This window comes from Nocardiopsis sp. NPDC058631 (assembly GCF_042716955.1).
Lineage (GTDB): Bacteria > Actinomycetota > Actinomycetes > Streptosporangiales > Streptosporangiaceae > Nocardiopsis.
In genome coordinates this window covers 21,393-45,140 of sequence record NZ_JBHXQY010000020.1, presented here as the reverse complement: position 1 = coordinate 45,140, position 23,748 = coordinate 21,393, and the positions used below count along the sequence as shown (strand labels likewise).

Genomic DNA, 23,748 nt, shown 5'->3' with positions numbered 1-23,748 from the left:
AAAGAGAATGGCTTTAAATGGCGTCGCCATTGGCGGCGCCGGTGACATTGGTCTCGGTTCGCGGATTAGCGATAGTGTTGGAAATCGAATCCGGGCGCTGTAAAGTTATCGCTGAAGATCAGCTGATCCCTCCGTTTTCCCGAGTTTTCTCGTGGTATTTATTAACTGCTCAGAAGGGCTGGTGTTCCTATGTCCGACGCCGACCGCGTGAAGCTCCCGGCTTTTCCCATGCCGCGCGAGTGCCCGTTCTCGGCACCGAGCGCCTATGCCGACCTGCGCCGGCGGGGGCCCGTGGCCCGGGTGCGCCTGCCCACCGGCCGTACGGCCTGGGTGGTCACCGGCTACCAGGAGGTGCGCGCGGTGCTCGCCGATCCCCGCGTCAGCGCGGACATCCGCCGGCCCGGTTTTCCGGCACTGGTGGAGGGTGAGCAGGAGGCCGGCACGAAGACGACGCCGTTCATCCGAATGGATCCGCCCGAGCACTCCCGGTTCCGCCGGATGCTGCTGGCCGAGATGACGGTGCGCAAGGCCCGCCGGATGCGTCGCGACATCCAGCGGATCGTCGACGACCGCATCGACGAATTGCTGGCCTACGGTCCGCCGGCCGACCTGGTGACCCATTTCGCCCACGTGGTCTCCAGTACCGTCATGTGCGAGCTGATCGGACTGCGTCGCGGCGATCAGCTGTTCCGGCGCGTCACCGAGACCCTTGGCTCCCAGGTCTTCGGCGGGGGCTCCAGTACCGCCGAGGGGGCCAGCGAGGGGATCGGCGCCCTGGGAGCCGTGGTGGAGGAGGCCGTGCGCGCCCGGGAGAGCGACCCCGGTGAGGACCTGCTGAGCCGGCTGGTCCACGAGCGGTTGCCCTCGGGCGAGCTGACCCGGCAGGAACTGGTGACCACGATCAGCATTTTGATCGTCGCGGGGTGGGAGACCACCACCAACCAGATCGCGCTGAGCGTGCTCGCGCTGCTGCAGCGGCCCGACCTGCTCGAACGGCTGCGGCGCGACCCCGCGGTGCTCCCGCAGGCCGTCGAGGAGCTCCTGCGGTCCCTGTCCGTGGGCGACTCCATCGCGCTGCGCACGGCCGCGGAGGACATCGAGGTCGGCGGGACCGTGATCCCCGCCGGGGACGGGATCATCCCCCTGCTGGCGGCGGCCGACCACGACCCCGCGGTGTTCCCCGACCCCGAGCGGATCGACTTCGACCGCACCGGCAGGACCCACGTGGCGTTCAGCTACGGGATCCACCAGTGCGTCGGCCAGAACGTGGCCCGCCTCGAACTCGGCGTCGCCATCGGCACCCTGGTCGACCGCATGCCCGGGCTCCGGGCGGCGGAGCCGTTCGAGTCGGTCCGGTTCCGTCACGACGGCATCGCCTTCGGGCCCGAACGGGTACTCGTCACGTGGTGACCTCCCCGTCCCCCGGCACCGTGAGCGTGCCCAGGTAGGGCACGCTCACGGCGTGGGGCGCGGGCGGCGGCGCGACGTGCAGGCCGCTCTCCCGGGCGAGCTGGTCGAGCTCCAGCGTGTACCAGCGGTACTGCTCGCGGACCTCGCGGACGGGCTCGCCTGCCCGGAAGACGCGCCACGCGGTGTCGAGCCGCATCCGGTCGGGACCGTCGGGTTCTCCGGACATCCACCACTCGTACCGCTGTTCGCCGAGTTCGGCGTGGCGCAGCAGGGTGGGGCGGATCCTCGTGGGTTCGCGCATTCCCGTCAGTTCGACCACGATCGGGGCGCCGGGGGCCAGGCGCCGTGCCAGCCCCCGTAGAAGCTCCCGCCGCAGGTCGGGTTCGAGGTGGCCCAACACCCCGCAGACCACGACCCCGCACAACCGGTCGGGCAGCACCCCCGGCTCCAGCAGTCTCTCCGCGGCGTGGGGAAGGACGGTCACCCGTTGTGCGAGCCCGGGGTCGTCGCCGACCCGCGCGGTGAGCAGGGCACGCATTCCCGCAGCGGGTTCGGTGGCGATCAGCCGGCAGTCGGGGTAGGCCGCTGCGACCTGCCGGGTGACCAGCCCGCTGCCCGCGCCGATGTCCACCAGGGGTCCGGTCCGCGGGTCGATCCCGGTCAGGCACGCGACGACCGCGGGGCCGGTGCGCGCGGTGTGCTCGCGCGCACCGAGGTCGAAGAACTCCGCCGCCTCGTTGTAGTCCGACAGGTCCGCCGCGTGCGGGCGGTTCGGCTCGCCGGGAAGGGCCGTGTCCGACTGCGCGGTCGGCGGGGCCGGGGCCGCGGGGCCGGCGGGCCCCGCCGGGGCGTCGGTGCCCGGTGCCGCGAGCGCGGCGGGCGCCAGGGGCTCGGGGTCGGGGGGACGGATCAGCTCCGGCGGTCCCAGACGTGCCATCAGGTCCCGCCAGACCGCGAAGACCGCGAGGTCGTGCTGGGCCGACCGGAGCGGGTCCCCGCCCGCGGCGATCGCCGCGGCGAACCCGTCGAGGGCTTCCCCGATCGCCGCAGGCCACAGCTGCGAGAAGATGTCGGCGATGCGGGGAGGCGGGTCCACCTGGCCCAGGGTCGCCGACGCGGGCAGCCGCAGTGCCTCGGCTCCGGGTTCGGGCGTGAACACCAACCGGTGCCCGGAGTCGCGGGGGGAGTGCATCCGCGGGTGCCACAGCACGGGCCCGTGGGTGTCGGCCAGGGTCAGGACCCCCCCTTCGGTCCCCACGGCCACCCGGTGCCAGAAGAGGGAGTGGTTGTCGCGGTCGCCGGGGTGGATCTGGTTGTGCACCCGCAGTGTCAGCGGGGCACCGGCGATGGCCCCGTGCAGCAGACGCAACGGCGCCTCACCGTTCGCGGCCGCGACGACGTCCTCCGGCAGTGGAGCGGGATCGCCCAGCCGCCAGGGACGGGTGCCGCCCAGGGCGCGCGCCAGGATGTCGATCAGGGGGGCCAGGACGTGGACCGGGGCCGCCGCGTCGACGAACAGGACGCGCTGCCGCTGCCGCAGCCTGCGCGCCGCCTCGATGAACTCGCGCACCGGGGCCACGTGGGGGTAGTGGGTGTTGACCTGGAACTGCCGGTTGGCCCGCCGCGCCGTACGGAGGGACTCCGCCAGCTCGTCGGGGTGCAACGGGTGCTCCTGGAGCACGTGCACGCCCCTGTTGAGCAGGGCGCGCGCGAGCTCCGACCCCTGGCCGCCCATCACCGCCGCGGGAACCGCCACGAAGGCGGCGTCGGTGTCGCCGGGGAGGTCCTCCGGGGAGGTGTGGCAGGGCACACCGTACCGTTCGGCCAGTTCCCGGGAGTAACGGCTGCCGGTGGAGAGGATTCCCGCGAGGGTGAACCCGGGATGGCACTGGACGGCGTCGATGTAGAGGCGGCCGAAATTCGTGCCGCAGACGACGGCGCGCAGCGGCGCCGACGCGCTCACAGCTCACCGTCCTCGACGGCCGCGTCCGCCTCACCCGGGGCGGGTGGCGCGGCGGCGTGCGAGTGGACCGCGAACTCCGCGTCCCCGTTGGCGCGCAGTGCCGCGACCGTGGCTTCCGGGTCCATCGCCTCGGCGGCGAAGTGCAGTCCCCTGCCGATGCGGCCGGCCAGGACGTCCTCGACCGCGAGTGCCGCGACGGCGCCGGTGAGCCGGTAGCTGTTGTCGCTGTACACGACGCAGGTACGTGCCCAGTCCTGGCCCGAGAGGCTGAACACCAGCCGGTAGTAGGGCACGCTGCCCGCGGCGTCGACCTCGGCGGCGCGGCGGATGCGCTCGGTCGCCGCGTCGCGCTGCTCGTCGGTGTCCAGCGGCAGCGTCGGCAGCGAGGTGAACAGCTCGCGCACCTGCGTCCCGGGGAAGACGTTGTACCAGTCGGCCTCCGCCAGGCCCATGCGCGCGGCCAGGCGCTCCACCTCGGCGGTCAGGAGCGGGTGCAGTGCGACCTGCTGGGGGAAGTAGGGGACTTCGGCGCCGTCGGCCACCCGCAGTACCCTGTCGGCGCGGCGGCCGTGCCGCCAGGCCGCCAGGGGGTGGCCGAAGCGCTCGCCGCCGGCCCCTCCGGTGTCCAGGGAGAGCACGATGTCGGCCGCCACACTCGCGGTCGCGTGTTCGAGCCCGCCGGCGTAGCCGGTCATCCTCCGCGCCGGACCGCCCGCGGGGTCGGCCCCGGCGAGCCAGAGGGGGATGAGGCCCGCCAGGCCGGGCACGGTCCCGGCCGACAGGACGACGCAGCGGTCCGGCCCCACCGAGCCCGACTCCGTCAGGGACTCGTGGACGGGGTCGTCGCCGAGGACGTCGACGACGTCGGCGCCCGCGGCCAGTCCGGCCCGCACGACGGTGTCCTTGAGGAGGTAGCTCGGCCCGGCGCAGTTGACCACCAGGGTGCAGCCCGCGCTGAACCGGGCGAGTGAGTCCGGATCCAGCGCGTCGACCGCGACGGTCTCGCTGCCTGCGGGCCACGGCCCGGCGGGGATCGCGGAGGGTCGTCGGGCGCCCAGGCGCAACGGGCCGACTCCGGCTTTGGCCAGGGCGGCGGCGGTGTGGCGCCCGACCGCGCCCGAGGCTCCGATGAGGCCGATCATGACGTCTTCCCTTCGATGATCTCGCGCAGGTGGTCGTCCACCGTGGGGACGTTGTCACCCGTCATGCAGGTGAAGTGCTCGCCGGGGATGTCGCGGGTGCGCAGTTCGCCGAGGCAGATCCGCGCCCAGTGGTCGGCGATGGTGTCGGCGCTGCCGGGGAAGGGGTAGGCGCCGTTGTGCCGTAGGAAGGTGATGTCACCCGCGTAGGGCTCGGCCCGGTGCCGGCTCAGCGCGAAGGTGCTCTGCTGGTAGGTGCGCAGCGCCCTCAGCAGGCCCTCGGGCTGGTAGGTGTCGGCGAGCTCGGGCGGCAGAGCCTCGCACATGCGGCTCACCCGGGCCATGCGCGGTACCGCCTCCAGTGCCGCGAAGGAGGCCGCGACGTCGGCGAACTCTCCGTCCAGGTCGGCGATCGCACCGTCCAGGACGGCCTCGGGAGAGCGGTCGAGTGCGGCGGACACCGCCGCGCCGACGCGCTCGGAGTCGGCGGGGAACCCGATGTGGGCCGGGTCCATGCCCATCATGAGCGCGAAGGAGTACTCGGAGAGCAGCTCGTCGTCGATACGGAAGGTCGGGCTGTGGCTGCTGATGACCGTGAGGCTTCGAACGGTGGCGCCGGCTTCGGCGAGCCCCCGGGCCACCTCGGTGGCGATGACGCCGCCCACGCAGTAACCGACGACGTCGACCCGCGTGTGGCCGGCGTCGAGCAGGGCGCGCACGTATTCGGCGGCCGTGCGGTCGATGAGTCCGTTCGGGTCGGCGTTGCGGAAGTTCTCGGGCACCGGGAGCTCCAGGCCCACCACCCCGTTCCCTTCACCGGAGCGGGCGCGAAGCCGGGTGACCAGAGGCCGGTACGGCAGCAGGGTCCCCGTTCCGGCGTGCACGAGCACGGTCACCGCGGCGCCGGGTTGCGGGGCGATGAGCTCCACCAGCGCCGAGCCCTCGGCGTTGGCCGCCGCTTCGGGGGCGGAGAGGTCGCGCAGGTAGGCGGCGAGACCGGCGATGGTCGGTCGGCGCAGCAGGTGGCGCAGGACGACCTCCCATTCGAGGTCCCATTCGTGCCCGGCCAGCCCGTCGCGCAGCCGCCCGACGATGCGGGCCACCAGCAGCGAGTCGCCGCCCAGCGCGAACAGGTCGTCGTCGCGTCCGATGTGCTCTGCTTCGAGCAGCTCGGCCCACAGGTCCGCCAGCGCGCGTTCGAGATCGTCGCGGGGGCTCTGGTCGCCGGCGCCCTCCGCGGGGCCGGTTCCCAGCTGCAGCGCCCGCTTCTCCAGCGCGCTGCGGTCCAGCTTGCCGTTCTCCGTCCTCGGCAGGGTGTCGACGACCTCCCAGTGCGAGGGCACCGAGTACTCGGGCAGCAGCTCGGTGCTGCGGCGCGTCAGGGACGCCACCGCGACCGGCTCCTGCATCGGTTTGGCCTGGACCAGGTACAGGTGCTGGCCGAAGGCTCCGGCCGCTTCGGTGTCCTCGGGGAACGTGGCGGCGATGCGGCGGCCGCGGCCGCCGAGCAGCTCCCGCCACTGTTCGTGGCGCAGGAACGACTGCTCCTGCGCCTGGCGGACGTCGGTGAACGGCCCCGCGTGCTCAGCCATGAACTCCGCGGAGATCCGCAGCGCATGGTCGTCGTCATCGGTGTTGGCCAGCAGGAGCATCCATCCCCCCGGGGCCACCAGGGTGGTGAGCCGGTCCAGGGCCGCTGCCGCGTCGGGGAGGTTGTCCACGACGCCGACGCAGACCAACAGGTCCACGGAGTTGCGCGCCAGCCCCTGCTCGGCAGGGTCCTGCGCGGGGTCGAAGGCCGCGCAGCGCACTCGCGGGTCGTCGGAGAAGTTCTGCTCGAACGCGGACCGGTTCTGCGCCGACGCGTCGGTCGCCAGGTAGTCGATCGAGTGGTCGGCGAGGGCGGGCAGCAGGTCGGTGGCCACGCCGCCGCCGCGCAGCCCGACCTCCATGATCCGCAGCGGGTCGGAGGTCTCACGGGTCCGTGCGATCTCGGTGGCCGCGGCGGCGAGGACCGACCGCAGCGCCGAGGATCCGGCGTTCGCGGTGTAGGCGGCGGTCAGCGCCTGCGGGTCTGCGCCGGAGAACGGCCGGGCCGCTGCCTCCTCCCGCCCGGCGATCAGGTCGGGCAGGTGCTCGGCGCCGGCACGCACCGTGGCGAACAGCTCGGGACTCCACTGTGCCTGGTTCTGGAGCCGGGCGGCCTCGTCCCAGGCGCGAGCGGTGGCCTGCGGGCCGGGGGCGCGCAGACCGCTCAGCAGCCCCTGGGGGTCGCGGTCCACAAGGCCGGCCGTGACGAGCCCGTGCAGCCAGCGCCGCACCAGCCGGTGGTGGGCGGGGGCCGCTCCCAGCGCGGCGGACACCTGTTCCGGTGAGAGGGTGCCGCCGTCGGCGAAGACCTGCGCGAGCGTGTCGGCGATGGACGCTGCGGCCGCCTCGCTGAGCGCGGCGCGGAACGCGGCGAGTGCCGCGATGTCCACCCGCTTCCCGACCTCCCGCGCGGCGTCCCGGACGGCGGGGAGCAGCGTCTCCGGGACCGGGAGGGGGGTGTCGCGGTGGGCGGGTTCGACGAAGGCCGTCAGGCCCGGCCCCGCGCCCGAGGGAGCGGCTCCGCGCCCGCCGGTGAGCACGACCGCCGCCGCGCCCACCTCGGGAAGCGACTCCACCGCGGCCTGGACCTCGCCGAGCTCGATCCGGTATCCGCGGATCTTGACCTGCTGGTCCTCACGCCCGAGGAACTCGATCACCCCGTCGGGCCAGTAGCGGCCCATGTCGCCGGTGCGGTAGAGGCGCTCACCGGTCTCCGGGTGCCGGATGAACCGGGCCGCCGTGCGCTCCTCGTCACCGAAGTAGCCCTGGGCCAGCCCGATACCTCCGATGTACAGCTCGCCCACGACCAGGTCGGGGCAGGGCCGCATCGCCGTGTCGAGGACGTGGAACGTCTGGTTGTCCATCGGCGTGCCGTAGGGGATGCTGCGCCAGGCGGGGTCGACCCGGTCGATCGGGTGGTGGATGGACCAGATCGATGCCTCGGTGGCGCCGCCGAGACTGTGCACCGCCATGTTCGGGGCCCAGGCCCGCACGGCCTCGGGCAGCGCGGTGGGGATCCAGTCGCCCGACAGCAGCGCGACGCGCAGGGACGGCAGGGGCGGGTCGTCGGCGCGCAGGTAGTCGTGCACCATCTGCAGCTGCCCCGGTACCGAGTTCCAGAACGTGACCTGCCTGGTCCGGACGGTCTCGATCCACTCGGAGGGGTCACCTCGGCGCGCGGGGTCGGGCAGCACCACGGCCGCCCCGACCGCCAGCGGGCCGAAGATGTCGTAGACGGACAGGTCGAAACCGAGCTGGGCCAGTGCGAGGACACGGTCGTCGGCGGTCACGTCGAATCTGCGGTTGACATCGGTGACCGTGTTCAACGCTGCGGCGTGGCTGGTCATGACGCCCTTGGGCGCGCCGGTCGACCCCGAGGTGTAGATGACGTACGCGAGGTCGTCGGGGCCGGTGTCGGGCCGCGGCGGTGGGGCGGCCGTCACGGGGAGGCTGTCGACGGCGATGGTCGTGCACTCCGGGGGCCATTCGCCCTCCTCCACCAGCCAGGACTGGGTCAGGACCACCGAGGCCCCGGCATCGGTGAGGATCGCCGTGCGGCGCCGCGGCGGCTGCGTGGTGTCCAGGGGGAGGTAGGCGGCGCCCGCGAGCAGGGCGCCCAGAACGCCCGCGATCTGCTCCCACCCCTTCTCCATCGTGATCGCGACCAGGTCGCCCGCCCCGACCCCGCCGGCGGCCAGCGCACGCGCGACCGCCGCCGCGTGGGCGACCAACTCGCCGTAGGTCAGCGCGCGGTCCCGGTCGAGAACGGCGACGCGCTCGGGGTCGCGCTCGGCGGCCGCGAGCACCCCCTCGTGCAGCAGGGCGCGCGGCACCGGAGCGGCGGTGTCGTTGACCCGCTCGCGGACGGCGCGGGTGGCTTCGGGCAGCTCGATGCGGGCCGGCTCGTTCCAGGCGCCGGGTTCCTCGGCGAGGCGGGTCATGAGGGCGGTGAAGGCGGCGAAGAGATCGGCGGCGGTGTCGCCGCCCAGGGTCCCCTCGCGCACGTCCCAGCTCAGGGCCAGTTCGTCGGCGCGTTCCATGACCTGGCAGTCCAGCCAGACCTGCGGGGTCTGGGTCTGGGCGTGGCGGATCGCCGCCGCGGGCCGGCGGGCCGCCGCCGAGCCGAGTGTGCTGGTGAACACGACCGGCATGAGCACGGTGTCGCTCTCGCTGCGCCGGGTGAGGTCGGCCAGGACCTGGCTCCCGGTGTAGAGGGAGTGTGCCAGGTCCTCCAGCAGGGTGTCGCGCAGGGTGGCCGCGCGTTCGGCGAACGTCTGCGCGGGCCGCAGGTCGACGGCGAGGAGCTCGACAGCGGTGAAGTCCCCCACGAGGCGGTCGACGTCGGCGTGCAGGGGCAGGCGTGTGAAGGTGGGGACGTTGAGCGTGAACTGCGGGCTGCGGCTCCAGCGGCCCAGCACCTCGGCGTAGGCGGCCATCGCCGCGGCCGAGGCGGTGACACCCGCGCGGGCGGCGTTGGCCTCGAAGGACGCGCGCTGGTCGGCGCTCAGCATCTCCTCGAAGCGCCGGAAGGCGCCGACCTGGCTGCCGTCGGCGGGCAGCGGGAGGTCGGGGGCGGGGGGCAGCGTGGGCAGCCGCCGGGCCCAGTAGTCGCGGGCCCGGTCGTACTCGCCGGTCAGAGTCTGGTTGCGGCGCGCGAGAACGTAGTCGCGGAACCCGATCTCCAGGGTCTCGGTCTCCCGGCCGTGGTACGTGTCCTCCAGCTCGGACAGGACCAGCAGCAGGCTGGCGTAGTCGACGATGAGCTGGTCGATCGACAGGTGCAGGATGAGTTCGTCGGCGCAGCGCGTCATGCGCAGCTCGAACAGCGGGGGCACGTCGGTGGGCGGAACCCTGGAGGCGAGTTCCCGGCGCACCAGGTCGACGCGCTCTTCGACCTCGGCGGTGGTGGCCCCGCGCAGATCGGCGGTCGGCACCGGCTTCTCCGGGATCTCGGGCAGTACCTCCTGGAAGCCGTCGGGGTGGACCACGGCACGCAGCATGCCGTGTCGGCGGACGACACCCCACCAGCAGTCCTGGAGCCGCTCCGGGTCGGTGTCGGCCGGGAAGGAGAGCTCGACGTAGACGTGGCAGGCCACTCCGCCGTACCCGTAGGCGCTGCCCCGGCCGACCAGGTAGGCCGCCTGGATGTCGGTCAGCGGGAAGGGGGTGCCTGCCTCCTGGGGATCGGGGGTGATCCGGGTGGCGCGGCGGCGTTCGGTCAGGTGGGAGAGAACGTCGGCGCGGTTCTCGCGCAGCAGGGCCTTGCGCTCGTCGGTCAGCACGCCCTTGGGGGCTCGGAACCGCAGGGCTCCGTCGTCCTCCCAGAGCCGGATGCCGTCCTTCTCCATGTCGGAAACGAGTTCATGGGCGTTCATAGGACTCCGCTTTCTTCGTCGTCGCGGGAGGCGAGTGCGTGGTCGACCTGGCGTGCCAGGTCGGCGAGGGTGGATGCGGTGAGGAAGGAGCGGACCGAGATCTCGACGCCGAACGCCTCGCCCGTGGCTGTGACCAGGCGCAGCGCGCTCAGGCTGTCGCCGCCGGCGGCGAAGAAGTCGGCGTGGCGGTGGTCGGCCCCGGTGCCGAGGAGCTCGGTCCACAGGGCGGCGATCCGGATCTCGGTCTCACCGGTGGGCGGCCCCGAGGCGGCCTGCTCCTCGGCTACGGCCGCTTCGGTCAGCGCGCCGCGGTCGACGGCGCCCGCAGCGGTCAGGGGCAGGCGTGGGAGCCGGGTGAGTCGGGCGGGTACGGCGAAGGGCGGCAGCCGGTCGGCGAGGTGCCGGGACAGGCCGTCCGCCTCTGCGCCGTCAGCGGTCACCAGGAAGGCGTGGAGCCGCCGTTCGCGACCCCCGCCCACGGTGACCACGGCCGCGTGGACGACGCGCGGGTGCGACTCGACCGCGGTTTCGACGGCGCCGAGATCGACGCGGCGACCGCTGAGCACGGCCTGCGGGTCGGGACCGAGGAACTCGACGGCGCCGTCGGGCAGGTACCGGGCGCGGGTACCGGTCGGGCGGAGCTGCCCGACCGGGCCGAACGCCTCGGGTGGGGCCGGCTCCGGCGGGGCGCCGGGACCGCCGATCCACAAGTCGCCGATGACCTGGTCTGGGCGTTCGCGGCCCACGGAGTCCACCACGTGCAACCGGTGGCCTGCCAGAGGCCTCCCGGACGGTGCGGCGCACTCCCCGGCGCCGTCGAGCTCGACGGCGCTCGCCCATCCGGCGCTCCCCCGGCCTCCGTACAGCGCCGCGAGTCGGCCCCCGCCGCCGGTAGCCGTCCGCAGGCGCCCGGGCAGGCCGGTGCTCACGCGATCGCCCGAGACGAGCGCCAGGCGAAGACTGCGCAGCGGCGTCCCCTCGTGCGCCGAGGCCGCTGCGATCACCTCGTCGAGCAGCATCGGCGGACCGTTCCACACCGTCGCGCCGTGCTCGGCGGCCAGCGCGGCCGCGGTGTGCGGGTCACCCGTGCGATCGGCGCCGGGAGAGACCAGTGCGCCGCCGACGCCGAGCGGGCCGAACACGGTGAACGCGCTCACTCCCGCGGCCGGGGGGTCGACCGCGAGCACCCGGTCCCGCGGGTCGATACCGAACCTCTCGCGCACCGCCGCGATCGTCGCCACCGCCGATCGGTGTTCGATGGACTCGACAGTGGCGTCTCCCCCGTCCTGGCCGGGTTCGACGGTGACGTAGGCCGGCGCCCCGGGGTCGGCGGCGACCGCGCGCCGCAGGGGTTCGGCCGCGGCCAGATCCGCGAGGTCGGCCTGGTCCGGACCCTGCGCGCGCCCGGGGCCGACGATCACGGTGCGGGCCCCGGCCGTCTGCTGGTCGTGCTCGCGTCGCGAGCGCGGCGCCCCGGGGTCGCTCAGCAGGTAGGCCGCGCCGGCGGAGAGCACCCCCAGGATCGCGGTGACCTGGTCGGCTCCGGAGGGCAGCGCGATCGCGACGACGTCTCCGGGGCCCACGCCCCGCTCGGCCAGGCCGCCCGCGACACGGGCCGCGCGCGTGGCGAGTCCGCCGTAGGTGAGGGGCTCCTTCCCCAGCTCGCCGAGGACCGCGGGGCGGTCCGGCCGGTCCTGGGCCCGGCGCAGGACCTCGCCGTGGAGTGTGCCCGCGGGAGCCGCACGGACGGCGTGCGCGGCGGGGCGCCGCGTGTTCGCCTGGCTGCCCGGCAGTACCGGTGGGGCGACCGCGGCCCAGTCGTGTTCGGCCAGCCAGGTCAGCATCGAGTAGTAGGCCTCGAACATGGAATCGAGTACGCCGGGGCGGAACAGGTTTTCGATGGCGTCCCAGGTGACCATGATGCCGCCGTGGGACTCGGTGACCTGGTTGTCCAGGAGCACCTGCGGGGTCTGGGAGATGCCCCAGACCTTTTCGGGGAAGCCGTCGGAGAGGTCCTTGACGGTGCGGTCGCCCACCCCGACCGAGCTGCTGAAGACCACGGGCATTGCCGCGTCGACCGCCCCGGTGCGTTTGGCGAGCTCCTGCAGCAACCAGGTCACGGAGGCCTCGCGGTTGTCGAGGTCCTCGCTCATGACGCGCTGCAGGCGGTGGGCGGCGGCCGTCCACGGCTCCCCGGCGCGCGGCTCGAATCCGAGCAGGGAGACCGAGGTGAAGTCGCCCATGATCAGGTCGATGTGGGGGTGGACCGGCTGCCGGTTGAACAGGGTGAGGTTGACCGCCACCTCCGGTTGGTCGCTCCAGGCCGACAGGACTTCGGCGTAGCAGGTGAGAAGGACGACCGACGGTGTCAGGCCGTGGGCACGCGCCTTGTCGGTGATCGCCTTCCACGGTTCGGCGCGGAGGGGGCGCCGGCGCCGGGTGAAGCGCGGGTGCTCCACGGTGGAGGGATCGGCGACCAGCGGCAGCGCTGGAGCCGGCGGCAGCGTCTCGAGCCGGCCCAGCCAGTGCCGGCGCGCGCGCTCGACCAGGTCGGGGTCCGGTTCGGACTGCAGGACGTAGTCGCGGAACGAGACGTCGATCGGCTCCAGTTCCGCCTCGGGGTCGCTGTAGAGCCGGTCGAGCTCTCCGTACAGGGCGATGATCGAGGCGGCGTCGAGGACGATGTAGTCCAGTCCGATCGCCAGGCGCGTGCGCGTCACTCCGCCGCTGGGGTAGCGCACGGCCCGCAGCTCGAACAGGGGCCACCGGGTCAGGTCGATGCTCAGGTGGGAGGCCTCTTCACGCAGTCCGTCCAGGACCGCCGGCGCCTCCTCGGCGGTGGGGACCTCCGTCAGGGCCACCTCGACCGGGGGCGTCTCGGTCAGGATGCGCTGTCGCCCGTCCTCGTCGAAGACGGCGCGCAGCATCTCGTGCCGGGCCACCAGGGCCGTCCAGGCGCGTTCGAACCGGTCGAGGTCGATGTCGGCGCCGTCGAACTCGCTGTAGTGGTAGGTGCCCACCCCTCCGAGGGAGAGCCTGCTGTCCCGCCCGATCCAGAACGCCCGCTGGACGTCGGTCATGGGGAAGGGCTGGTGGCGGTTGGCAGGGTCGCCCTCTCCCAGGGCGGTGCCGGTCGGCGGCGCCTGCCTGGTGAGCGTGGCGGCGAAATCGGCCAGCGCCGGGGAGGAGAACAGGCGTGCGACCCGCGCGCCGCCGGCGCCCCGTTCCCGCAGGGCGCCGATCATCCGGGTCGCCAGCAGCGAGTCACCGCCCAGGGCGAAGAAGCCGTCGTCGCGCCGGATGCCCTTGACGTCGAGGAGCTCGCCCCAGACCTCGGCCACCACGGTCTCGGCCCACCCCCGCGGTGAGTGGTCCTGGGCGCGGTCGCCCTCGGGGGCGCGTCCGACCGCGTTCGCCGCGAGTGCCTCGGCGCGCCGCCGGTCGGGCTTGCCGTTGGCCGTCAGGGGGAGGGCGTCCACGAGCACGAGCTGGGAGGGGACCATGTAGGAGGGAAGGTTGCGCTCCAGGGTGGCGCGGAGCGCTGCCTCGGCGGTTGGCCCCGCCGCTCCGGCCGCCACCAGGGCGAGCCTGCGCGGTGTACCCGTGATGAGCGCCACCGCGGCCGAGACCCCCGGGCACGAGGCGGCGGCCGCTTCGACCTCGCCCAGCTCGATGCGGTGTCCGCGCAGTTTCACCTGGTGGTCGGCGCGGCCGAGGAATTCCAACACCCCGTCGGAGCGGTAGCGCGCCCGGTCACCGGTGCGGTACCACCGGAGGCCCTGGTGGGTGACGAACTTCTCGGCGGTGCGCTCGGGGTCGCCGCGGTAGGCGGTCGCCAGCCCCGCGCCGCTGACCCACAGCTCGCCCGGTACCCAGTCGGGGCGGTCGCGACCGTGCTGGTCCACGACCCGGGCACGCATGTTGGGCAGCGGGAGGCCCCACGGGATCGAGGCCCACGAGGGGTCGACCTGGTCGACCTCGAACACCGTGGAGTGCACAGCGGCCTCGGTCATCCCGCCCAGGGCGGTGAACCGGGCGTCCGGGACCAGAGCGCGCAGGCGCCCGGGCTGGTCGAGACCGACCCAGTCACCGCCGAGCAGCACGAACCGCAAGCGGTCACCGAGACCTTCGGGACGCGACTCGGCGGCGGTCAGCACCATGTCGAGCAGAGCGGGCACGCAGTTCAGGAGTGTGACGCCGTGCTCGCGGATCATCGCGACCCAGTGGTGGGCGTCGCGGCGGGCCTCGTCACCGATGAGGACCACCGACCCGCCTGCCGACAGGGGGGCGAAGAGGTCGTAGACGGACATGTCGAAGTCCAGGTCCGCCAGTGCCAGGCCTCGGTCCTGCGGCCCGACGGCGAAGCGGTCGTTCAGGGCGGCGATGGTGTTCACGGCCGCCCCGTGCGAGACCTCCACTCCCTTGGGGACCCCGGTGGATCCGGAGGTGAAGATGACGTAGGCGGTCGCGTCGAGGGGCTGTCCGAGGTCCGGTGGCGCGGGGGCGAGCCGGTCGGCACCCTCGATCCGCACGACCGGCGGCCCCGGTCGACCGTGCGGTGGAGCGGTGAACCGGTCGGTGTTCGCGGCGTCGGTGAGCACAGCCGCGGCGTCGGCCGCAGCGAGGACGCGCCCCGTGCGCTCCGCGGGCTGGTCCACCCCGATGGGGATGTAGGCCGCGCCTGCCGCGAGGACTCCGAGCACCGCGGCGACCTGTTCCACACCGCGGGGCAGGCTGACCACCACCGCGTCGCCCGGTGCCACGCCCGCCTCGGCCAGCAGCGCGCCGACACGGCCCGCGCGGTCGGCGAGCGCGGCGTAGGTCACCGGCTCGCCGGTGTCGGGGACCAGGGCGGGGGCGTCGGGCCGTTCACGGGCAGCGCGGAAGAAGCCCTCGTGCAGCCGGTCGGTCACGGTTGGCGCGTCGGTGGCGTTGACCGCTTCGCGCACGCGTGCCTGGGAGGCCGGCAGCGGCAGATCCGCCGGCCTGGTCCAGGCCGAGGCGTCATCGGTGAGGGCCCCGACGAGGTCGCGGTAGGCCGCGAACGCCGCTTCGGGGACGCCGGGTGCGAACGCGCGGTGCCGCACGTCCCAGTTCAGCAGGAGTCCGCCGTCGAGTTCGGTCACCTGGGCGTCCAGCCAGACCTGGGGGCCCTGGGAGATGATCCACACGGGATCTCCGAAGGCCGCCCTGACCTCGGAGTCGTAGATCTCGCCCAGGCCCAGGGCGCTGGTGTAGACGACGGGGGCCAGGGCCGGCACGCCGTCGGAGGCGCGGGAGAGGTCGCGAAGCACCTCGACACCGGAGTAGGAGCCATGGGCGGCCGCCGCGCGCATGCGGGTCTGCACGTGGCGCGCGGACTCGGTGAAGCTCCGCTCCTCGGTGAGGTCGACATCGAGCAGGATCGAACTGCTGAAGTCACCGACCAGTGCTTCGGCCCCCTCCAGGTCCAGATCGCGGTGGAACAGCGGGAGGTTGAGCAGGAATTTCGGCGAGTCGCTCCAGGCGCCGAGGGTCTCAGCGAAGGCGGCGGCCAACGCGGCGGCAGGGGTGAGCCCGTGGCTGCGCGCGGCGGCCAGCAGCCGCTGCTTGCGCTCGGGGTCGAGCCAGTGGTGCAGCCGGGTGGTCGGGTGGAAGCGCGGTGCGGCCGAGTCCGGGTCGAGCGGGTCCACGACGGTGGGCAGGGCCGGCGGGGGGCTCAGCGATTCCAGGCGCTCACCCCACCAGGCGCGGTCCTCCCGGCGCTCCCGCGCCCGGGTCGTCTCCGCGGCGCCCAGGTAGGCGCGGTAGTCCAGGGGGATCTCCGAAAGGTCCGCGGCGGGGTCGGCGTAGAGGCGCTGGAGGTCGTGCAGGAGGACCCGCATGCTCGCGGCATCGGCCGCCAGCATGTCGAGGTCGATGTGCAACCGGGTGGCCCCGCCGGGGAGGAGGGTCAGCGCGAGATCGAACACCTCGCCCCGCTCGACGTCCATCCTGCGGTGGGTGTAGTGCTCGCGCAGCTCGGCCAGTGCCCGCTCGGCCTGCTCGGCGGCCTCGCCGCCCAGGTCGCGCACGGTCAGCGCGGGCCCGGGCGGGTGGTCGAGGACGCGCTGGCGGCCGTCGTCGAGCACCGTGACGCGGAGCATGCTGTGGCGGCGGCGCAGTGCCGTCACGGCGGCCTCCAGGCGCGCCGGGTCGACTCCCGAGCCGTCGAGCTCGGCGTAGAAGTGCGCGCCGACCCCGCCGAGGGGCTGTCCCGCCTGGCGTCCGATCCAGTAGGCGTGCTGCATCGCCGCGAGCGGGAAGGGCTCGCCGGAGCCCTCCGCGGCGGAGCGGGGCCCCCGGGGCGAAGCGGCCGGTGTCAGGAGCTGCTGCCAACCGCGCAGGGTCGCTGCTTCCGCGAGTTCGTCGAAGCCCACCCGAAGCCCGGCGCGGCGCCACCGCGTGGCCAGGCGCATGAGGGTGATGGAGTCCAGACCGAGCTCGAACAGGTCTTCATCGGGGTCGATCTCCTCCTGGGGGACGTCCACAAGCGCGGCAATCGCGGCTCGCAGCTCCCCCTCCGTCGTGGGCACCGTTGGCGGATCGGCTGGCAGCGACACTCGTGATCGTCTCCTTGGCTTGCGGCGGGCCTGCGGGGGGCGGCCCGGCCCGAGGGGGATCGGGGGGCGGCGGTTCGGATGAAAACGAAAACCGTTATCTTTTTATCCTAAGCGGACCCGCGGGTGCGATCCCCCCCATGTGTGGCATAGAACGCAAAAGGAGCAGAGATGACCGAAAGTGCGAACCGACCCGAGGCGGCCGCGGCGCAGGACTGGCCGGGGTGGCCGGAGGAGGCGCGGCGGCGCTACCGCGCGGCCGGGTACTGGCGGGAGGAGGTCCTGGCCGACCTGCTGACGCGCCACGCCGAGCAGCGTCCCCACGCCGTCGCGCTCGTCGACGGCGCGCGCCGGTGGTCCTACGCCGAGCTGTCCTCGCAGGCGCGAGCGCTCGCGGCGGCGCTGCACCACCGGGGACTGCGCCGGGGCGACCGGGTGGTGGTGCAGCTGCCCAACCGTGCGGAGTTCCTGCTGCTCTGGTTCGGTCTGCAGTACCTGGGCGCGGTTCCCATCCATGCCATGCCCGGACACCGCGCGCACGAGATCTCCCACCTTCTGCGGGCCACCGGGGCGGTCGGCTACGCCGTGGCCGACCGCCACGCGCGGTTCGACTTCCGGACACTGGCCGCGTCGATGCGTGAGAAGCACGAGGGGCTGCGCCATGTGATCGTCGTCGGCGACACCGGCGGTCTCGACGGAGCCGTCGGCTTCGAGGAACTGCGCGCCGACGCCTCCGCGGACCGCGCTCCTGACTTCGGACCGCCCGCCGCCGACGGCATCGCGCTGCTCCTGCTCTCCGGTGGGACGACGGGGACACCCAAGCTCATCCCGCGCACCCACCAGGACTACGCCTACAACGCCCGCGCCGCCGCGGCCGCCTGCGATCTGACCCCGGCCAGCGTCTACCTCGCGGCACTGCCCGCCGCCTTCAACTTCACGATGTGCTGTCCGGGGATCCTGGGCACGCTGACCGCGGGCGGGACGGTGGTCATGGCACCCAGTCCCGCTCCCGAGACCGCGTTCCCGCTGATCGCCCGCGAGGGCGTGACCGTCACGGCCCTCAGCCCGCCGATGGTGCCCGTGTGGCTGGAGGCCTACGCCGACCGGGCTCCGGGTTCTGCGGAACTCGACAGCCTCTCGGTCCTCCAGGTGGGGGGAGCACGGTTGGCCGACGACCTCGCGCGCCGCGTCCGCCCGACACTGGGGTGCCGCCTGCAGCAGGTGTTCGGCATGGCCGAGGGCCTGATCAACGTCACCGGTCTCGACGATCCCGAGGAGCTGGTGTGCACCACGCAGGGGCGGCCCATCTCGGCCGGTGACGAGGTGCGGGTGGTCGACGGGTCGGATGAGCCGGTGCCCGCCGGTTCCACGGGTGAGCTGCTGACCCGGGGCCCCTACACACTGCGCGGCTACTACCGCGCCCCCGAACTCGCCACGACGCACTTCACGCCCGAGGGGTTCTACCGGACCGGCGATCTCGTCCGACTTCGTCCGAGTGGCCACATCGACGTCGTCGGCCGGGTGAAGGACCAGATCAACCGCGGCGGAGAGAAGATCGACGCCACCGAGGTCGAGAGCCAACTGCTCGCGCACCCCGGGGTGACGGCGGTCGCCCTGGTGGCCGCCCCCGACCCGGACCTCGGTGAGCGCTCGGTCGCCTTCCTGGTCTGCGCGGGCACCCCGCCCACGGTCCGCGAGCTCGCCGCCTTCCTGCGCGGGAGGGGTCTGGCCGGCTACAAGGCCCCCGATCGCGTCGAGGTCGTGGACGCGCTGCCGCTGACCGCGGTGGGCAAGATCGACAAGAACGCACTACGCGAGCGGGACCGATGAGGGGTGTGTTCACTCGGCGCCACCGGGAGAGCGCTCAGCGCGGTGCGACCCCAGTCACACGCGCGAACGCTATTTGCGAAAATGATTATCATTTACAGTCATTGCGACGGCGCCGTCGGGCGCTCAGCGGTCCTGTTCGGGCCGCTCCACAGCCAAGAGGACGTCCCCGCGTGCGAATCACCGTCCACCCCGAGGTGTGTATCGGAGCCGGTCAATGCGTCATCGCCGCAGACCGCGTGTTCGACCAGGGCGAGGAGGACGGGCTCGTGCGGCTGCGTACCGACCGGCCCGATCCCCTCGATGTCGCGCACGTGCGCAGCGCGGTCGACCGCTGCCCCTCCGGTGCGATCGAGCTCACCGCGGACTGACTCCTGGACGCGGCACACCCCGCTCCCCCTTCCCCGCTCGAACCAAGGAGAGGCGATGGTCGGCCCCCGCCGACGTGCCCTGGTGTGCCACGAGACGGTCTTCGCGCTCGACTCCCCGGCCGGGGACCGCGTGCCCGTCCTGGCGACCGGGCTTCGAGGGCACACCGGCACGGGCGCCCTTCCCCTCACCCACGATCCGCGGGTCCGCGCGTCCGCCGAAGAGGCGGTCGTCCCCGCGGACCTCGAAAGGAGACCGGAAAAGAATGTTGACCACGGGTAAATCGGGTGCGCCCGCACGGGGCGGGTCCACCGTCGCCTGCGGGTCGTCCCGGGCAAGGAGCCGGTCGTGAGCCTTCGCGAAACCGAATTCGTCGAAGGGCCGCTCGACCCAGTCGCGGCCGCGGCCCGGCTCGCGGGTTCGGGGCTCTTCCCCGAATACGTCGTCTACGAACGCGACGGGGTCTGGCACTTCGGCGGCGGCGTGCGGTGGGGGGTCGACCTCGACAGCGACCGGGTCACGGTTCGCCGCGCCGACGGGACCGCCGACACCCGCACCTACGGCGGCAGCGCGGCCGACGCCCTGGCCGAGACCATGGCAGGACTGCCCGACCCGTCCTGGCGTGCCTACGGCTGGGTAGGGTTCGACTTCGCGCTCCGGTCCGGCGGGGCGGCCCCGGCCTCTGGCGGACGGCCCGCACGGCTCGCCCGCCTCATCGTGCCCCGGACCGAGGTCCGCATCACCGCTGCCGGGGCCCGCATCAGCGGAGCCGGAGCCCAGATGCACCACAAACTGCGCTCCCTACTGCGCGAGCAGGTCGCCGAGCCGCTGCGGCCCCGCGCCGAGATCGAGGCGCGGACCGGCTCCCGGGCCTACCGCGAGCTCGTGGGCGAGGCCCTGGCTGATATCGACCGCGGCGACTACCACAAGGTGATCCTGTCCCGGAGGGTCGACGTGCCCTTCCCGGTCGACGTCCCCGCCACCTACGCGGCCGGCCGCAGGGCCAACACCCCGGCGCGGTCCTTCCTGCTGGATCTGGACGGGCTTCGCAGCGCGGGCTTCAGCCCCGAACTGGTCATCACGGTCGGACCCGACCGCGAGGTCCTGACCAACCCGCTCGCGGGCACCCGTGCGGCGGGGCGCGGTGCGGCGGCCGACGCCGCTGCCCGCGCCGAGCTGGAATCCGATCCCAAGGAGATCCACGAGCACGCCATATCGGTCCGCGAAGCCGTCACGGAGATGCGCTCGGTGTGCGCTCCGGGCTCGGTCGCGGTGTCGGACTTCATGAGCGTCTCCGTCCGCGGCAGCGTCCAGCACCTGGCGTCCACCGTCCAGGGCCGCCTGGACGAGGGCACCAGCCCGTGGCACGCCTTCGAGACGCTGTTCCCGGCGATCACCGCGTCGGGGATCCCCAAGTCACGCGCGATCGAGGCGATCACCCGCCTGGAGGAGGACCGCGGACTGTACTCGGGGGCCGTGGTCACCGCCACGTCCCGCGGCGAGCTCGACGCCGCGCTGGTCCTGCGCGCGGTCTACGAGGAGCAAGGGCGGGCGTGGCTGCGCGCGGGTGCGGGCATCGTGGCCGGCAGCCGTCCCGAACGCGAGTTCGAGGAGACCTGCGAGAAGCTGGCCAGCGTGCTGCCCCACGTCGTGCCCGCCACGCGGCCGTGACCGCGTCGGCGAACGATCACAGCCGTCCCCCGATCCGAGACAGCCGAGGTGGTTGTGCCATGCCAGACGTCCAGCAGACCGGACTGACCCGCTACCTGCTCGCCAACCGGGCGTTCGTCGCCCCGGCCGTCGAAAAGGCGGTCGGGGCGATGGACCTGCCCGGACGCACACGCCTGCTCGACGCGGGAACCGGTGCGGGAGGCGGGCTGGTGGCGCTGGCCCGGGCGGCCGGCCCCGCGGCCCGGATCCTGGCCGTCGACCACAACCCCGACGTGCTGGACCTGGCCCGGGCACACGCGCGGGCGGAGGGGGTGTCGGACAGGGTCGAGGTGCGCGCTGCCGACCTGGTCGATGTGCTCGACGCCGCCGCCGGAGCCGGCGGCGGGTTCGATGCGATCTGGGCGGCGGACGTGGTCTGGCCCGGCAACTTCGACGACCCCCGGGCCCTGGTCGCGCGCGCCGTGCGCGCTCTGCGCCCTGGCGGAGTACTGGGGCTGTTCACCAGCAACTACTACCAGGCCATGTTCCTGCCCGGTCACTCACGACTGGAGCGGGCGCTGCGCACCGCCTCCGAGCTCAACTGGGGGCTCCCCTCCGGGGGACCCACCCACTACGAGCGCCATGCCGGCTGGCTGGCGGCCGCAGGGCTGCTCGACGTGCGTGTCGAGGTCTTCCCCCGGGTGGGCTCACCCGTCGACGCCGACCCGACCGTGCGCCCCTACCTGGAGAACGCCGTATGGCCGGAACTGCGGGAGTCGGCGCGAAAACGCGGCACCGACGCGGGTTTGAGCAGTGACGAGGTGGCCGAGGCCGTCCGGCTCCTGACCCCGGGCCATCCGGACCACATCCTCGACACCGCGGGTTATTACATGGTCCACCCGACCCTGCTCGCCGTGGGGCGGCGGCCCCTCAACTGAGTTCCTCGCAGCGGGCCGGCCCTGTGGCCAGGGGCCGGCCCGCTGCGCGAAAGGCCCACCTCCCCCGACAGCCCAGGCAGCGCGCGGTGTCGCGTCGGCCGTCAGCCCACTTCCTGCCCTGGGGAGCATCCGCGGCCGGCACGGGCCCTGGATCCCCGCCAAGCGGGCGCAGTACCCGGAACGTCTACACAGTAGGGCTTTCCGGGCATCGGCGGCAGGATTCGGCATGCTCCGCGTGCGGCGGACCCGGTGGCCCCGGACCCGCTCGGACCGATCCCGGGGAGCCTGATGCCCACACCTGCGCGGGGTGGCCGGTTCCGGCCAGGACACCGCGACGCCGATGCCGCCCCGGCCCCGCGGTGCCGGTGGTATCACTGGGGTTGCTCCCCGCGCACACCGGAACGGATCCCGGAGCGTGACAGGGCTGGAGTTCCGGCCCGGGAAACAGTGGACCGCTCTGTCCCAGTGGTGCCGTTCCCGCTCGGTTGTATCCGGCTCCGGCCGTAGTGAGGGTTGACGCATGTCCATATGGTCCCGTGGTGACCGCACAGGAAGGGTCGAAGAGGCCCTGTTGATGTTGGAGGGCCAGGGGATCATCGACGGTCTGGAGATCCTCCCCGCCGAGTCCAAGCCCTACCGGGTACGTGTTCCGGCGGGCATCGTCCACATGGACGAGGACGAGGCGTCGATGTTCGCCCTGGGCGCGGTCGTGGGCGCGTTCGGCAGCGTCGCCCGCCAGCACGCCTGAGCCGCGGGTCCGGCCCGCCCCCTCCCCCTGCCCTTCGTCGCCCGCGCACCCGGACCGTGGCGGTCCGAGGGCCGCGCCGGAGTACGGGCCGGGGCTGTGGGTGCCCCGCTCCCCGAGGCCGGGGAGCGGGGCGCGGGCGCTCACGCGCCGTCGCGGGCGGCGGGTTCGCTGATCCTGCGTGCGCGGTGGGAGGTCAGGAAGTCGCGGTACCAGTGGTAGCTGTCCTTGGGGTGGCGTTCCAGGAGTTCGTAGTCGACGCGCACCAGGCCGAAGCGCCGGTCGTAGCCGTAGGCCCATTCGAAGTTGTCCAGCAGCGACCACACGAAGTAGCCGCGCACGTCCACGCCGGCGTCGATGGCGCGGCCCAGGGCCGCCAGGTGGTCGCGCAGGTAGGTGATGCGGCCGGTGTCGCCGACCCGCCCGGTCTCGTCGGGCTGGTCGTCCTCGGCGGAGCCGTTCTCGGTGATGAGGATGGGCGGCAGGTTCGGGTAGCGGCGGTTCAGGTCGATGAGCAGGTCGGAGAAGGTCTCGGGGAGCACCGGCCACCCCATGGTGGTGTGCCGCACCCCCTCGAACGCGACCTGTTCGGTCCGGATGTCCACGGCCGTGCGGTCGGCCGGGTCGGCCTCGGCGTGGGGGGCGTCGCGGAGCATGATCGGCCGGTAGTAGTTGACGCCGAGGAAGTCCAGGGGCTGGGCGATGATCTCCAGGTCGCCGTCGGCGCGGTAGGAGCCGTCGGCCATCTCGCCCCAGACCTCGTCCTCGTTGTCGGGGTAGGCGCCGGTGAAGAGGGGGTCGAACCACACGCGGTTGTGGAGCGTGCGGGCCCGCTCCACGGCGGCGCGGTCGCCGTCGGAGTCCGAGGCGGGCAGCAGGTGGTCGGGGTTGAGGGTGATGCCGACCTCCCCGGCCGCGGCGGCGCGCAGTTCTCCGGCGGCCATGCCGTGGGCGAGGAGGAGGTGGTGCGCGGCGGCGAGCGCCGGCGTGCCCTCGCGGGTGCCGGGGGCGTGGCGGCCGACGGCGTGGCCGACGAAGGCCGAGCAGAACGGCTCGTTGAGGGTGATCCAGCGGTTGACTCGGTCGCCGAGGCGGTCGGCGACGATGCGGGAGTACTCGGCGAAGCGGTGGGCGGTGTCGCGCACCCGCCAGCCGCCCTCGTCCTCCAGTGCCTGGGGCAGGTCCCAGTGGTAGAGGGTGAGGACGGGTTCGATTCCGGCGCCGAGGACGGTGTCGACGAGCCGGTCGTAGAAGGCGAGCCCCTCGGGGTTGGGGCGGCCCTTCCCGGTGGGCTGGACGCGCGGCCAGGCGACGGAGAAGCGGTAGAGGTCCACGCCGAGGTCGGCGAGCAGGGCGACGTCCTCGCCGTAGCGGTGGTAGTGGTCGCAGGCGACGTCGCCCGTCTCGCCCCGGGCGACGCGTCCGGGTGTCCGGCAGTAGGTGTCCCAGATGGACGGTCCGCGCCCTCCCTCGTGGACGCCCCCCTCGACCTGGTAGGCGGCGGTGGCGGTACCGAACTGAAGGTGTGCGGGCAGTCTCGGGGCATCCATGGGAAGTCCTTTCTGGGAGCGCTCCCATCGTAGGTGATGTGACCCCTGGCACCAACCCCTTCTCTGTCACCCCACGAACACCTGGAGTGCACAGGGGCCCCTTGCGTCCCGTCC

Annotated in this window: 11 protein-coding genes; 6 read left to right on the top strand and 5 right to left on the bottom strand. The window is 73.4% G+C overall.

Annotated elements, in window-relative coordinates; all coding sequences use genetic code 11:
* The first annotated feature begins 189 nt into the window (after positions 1-189).
* Positions 190-1,410, top strand: coding sequence for a cytochrome P450 (locus ACFWTE_RS09700; RefSeq protein ID WP_378778898.1), 1,221 nt, complete (start codon positions 190-192; stop codon positions 1,408-1,410).
* On the opposite strand, the gene ACFWTE_RS09695 is transcribed toward ACFWTE_RS09700, so the two are convergent.
* From ACFWTE_RS09695 to ACFWTE_RS09680, 4 genes are read right to left on the bottom strand one after another with little or no spacing between them, the layout of a single operon-like run.
* On the bottom strand, positions 1,400-3,373 hold the full coding sequence (locus ACFWTE_RS09695; RefSeq protein ID WP_378778897.1) for a Gfo/Idh/MocA family oxidoreductase: 1,974 nt from the start codon (positions 3,371-3,373) through the stop codon (positions 1,400-1,402). The genes ACFWTE_RS09700 and ACFWTE_RS09695 overlap by 11 nt on opposite strands.
* Positions 3,370-4,515, bottom strand: a complete 1,146-nt coding sequence (locus ACFWTE_RS09690) for an NAD(P)H-binding protein (protein ID WP_378778896.1) — start codon at positions 4,513-4,515, stop codon at positions 3,370-3,372. The genes ACFWTE_RS09695 and ACFWTE_RS09690 overlap by 4 nt, the downstream gene beginning before the upstream one ends.
* The gene (locus tag ACFWTE_RS09685; RefSeq protein WP_378778895.1) at positions 4,512-9,977 is read right to left on the bottom strand and encodes an amino acid adenylation domain-containing protein; all 5,466 of its coding nucleotides are present in this window, start codon (positions 9,975-9,977) and stop codon (positions 4,512-4,514) included. Before ACFWTE_RS09685 ends, ACFWTE_RS09690 begins: the two co-directional genes overlap by 4 nt.
* Positions 9,974-16,558, bottom strand: coding sequence for an amino acid adenylation domain-containing protein (locus ACFWTE_RS09680; protein WP_378778894.1), 6,585 nt, complete (start codon positions 16,556-16,558; stop codon positions 9,974-9,976). The genes ACFWTE_RS09685 and ACFWTE_RS09680 overlap by 4 nt, the downstream gene beginning before the upstream one ends.
* A 168-nt stretch (positions 16,559-16,726) precedes the next feature.
* On the opposite strand from ACFWTE_RS09680, the gene ACFWTE_RS09675 reads away from it, so the two are divergent.
* The 5 genes from ACFWTE_RS09675 (at position 16,727) to ACFWTE_RS09655 (ending at position 22,087) form a co-directional block, all read left to right on the top strand.
* Entirely contained in the window at positions 16,727-18,385 is a 1,659-nt protein-coding gene (locus ACFWTE_RS09675) for a (2,3-dihydroxybenzoyl)adenylate synthase (RefSeq protein WP_378778893.1), read from the top strand.
* Positions 18,386-18,555: 170 nt separating this feature from the next.
* Positions 18,556-18,753, top strand: a complete 198-nt coding sequence (locus ACFWTE_RS09670) for a ferredoxin (RefSeq protein ID WP_378778892.1) — start codon at positions 18,556-18,558, stop codon at positions 18,751-18,753.
* Positions 18,754-19,099: 346 nt separating this feature from the next.
* Positions 19,100-20,422, top strand: coding sequence for a salicylate synthase (locus ACFWTE_RS09665; protein ID WP_378778891.1), 1,323 nt, complete (start codon positions 19,100-19,102; stop codon positions 20,420-20,422).
* Between the two features lie 59 nt (positions 20,423-20,481).
* A complete protein-coding gene (locus ACFWTE_RS09660) occupies positions 20,482-21,339 on the top strand; it encodes a class I SAM-dependent methyltransferase (protein WP_378778890.1) in 858 nt (285 codons plus the stop codon).
* Positions 21,340-21,859: 520 nt separating this feature from the next.
* Entirely contained in the window at positions 21,860-22,087 is a 228-nt protein-coding gene (locus ACFWTE_RS09655; RefSeq protein ID WP_378778889.1) for a hypothetical protein, read from the top strand.
* A 140-nt stretch (positions 22,088-22,227) separates the two neighbouring features.
* On the opposite strand, the gene ACFWTE_RS09650 is transcribed toward ACFWTE_RS09655, so the two are convergent.
* Positions 22,228-23,634 carry a GH1 family beta-glucosidase gene (locus tag ACFWTE_RS09650; RefSeq protein WP_378778888.1) on the bottom strand — a complete coding sequence of 469 codons (1,407 nt, stop codon included), beginning with the start codon at positions 23,632-23,634 and terminating at the stop codon, positions 22,228-22,230.
* Positions 23,635-23,748: the final 114 nt, after the last annotated feature.

Coding starts and splice junctions, on each gene's coding strand:
- ACFWTE_RS09655 (WP_378778889.1), top strand. CDS start 21,860: ATGTCCATATGGTCCCGTGGTGACCGCACAGGAAGGGTCGAAGAGGCC.
- ACFWTE_RS09700 (WP_378778898.1), top strand. CDS start 190: ATGTCCGACGCCGACCGCGTGAAGCTCCCGGCTTTTCCCATGCCGCGC.
- ACFWTE_RS09660 (WP_378778890.1), top strand. CDS start 20,482: ATGCCAGACGTCCAGCAGACCGGACTGACCCGCTACCTGCTCGCCAAC.
- ACFWTE_RS09685 (WP_378778895.1), bottom strand. CDS start 9,977: ATGAACGCCCATGAACTCGTTTCCGACATGGAGAAGGACGGCATCCGG.
- ACFWTE_RS09690 (WP_378778896.1), bottom strand. CDS start 4,515: ATGATCGGCCTCATCGGAGCCTCGGGCGCGGTCGGGCGCCACACCGCC.
- ACFWTE_RS09675 (WP_378778893.1), top strand. CDS start 16,727: ATGACCGAAAGTGCGAACCGACCCGAGGCGGCCGCGGCGCAGGACTGG.
- ACFWTE_RS09650 (WP_378778888.1), bottom strand. CDS start 23,634: ATGGATGCCCCGAGACTGCCCGCACACCTTCAGTTCGGTACCGCCACC.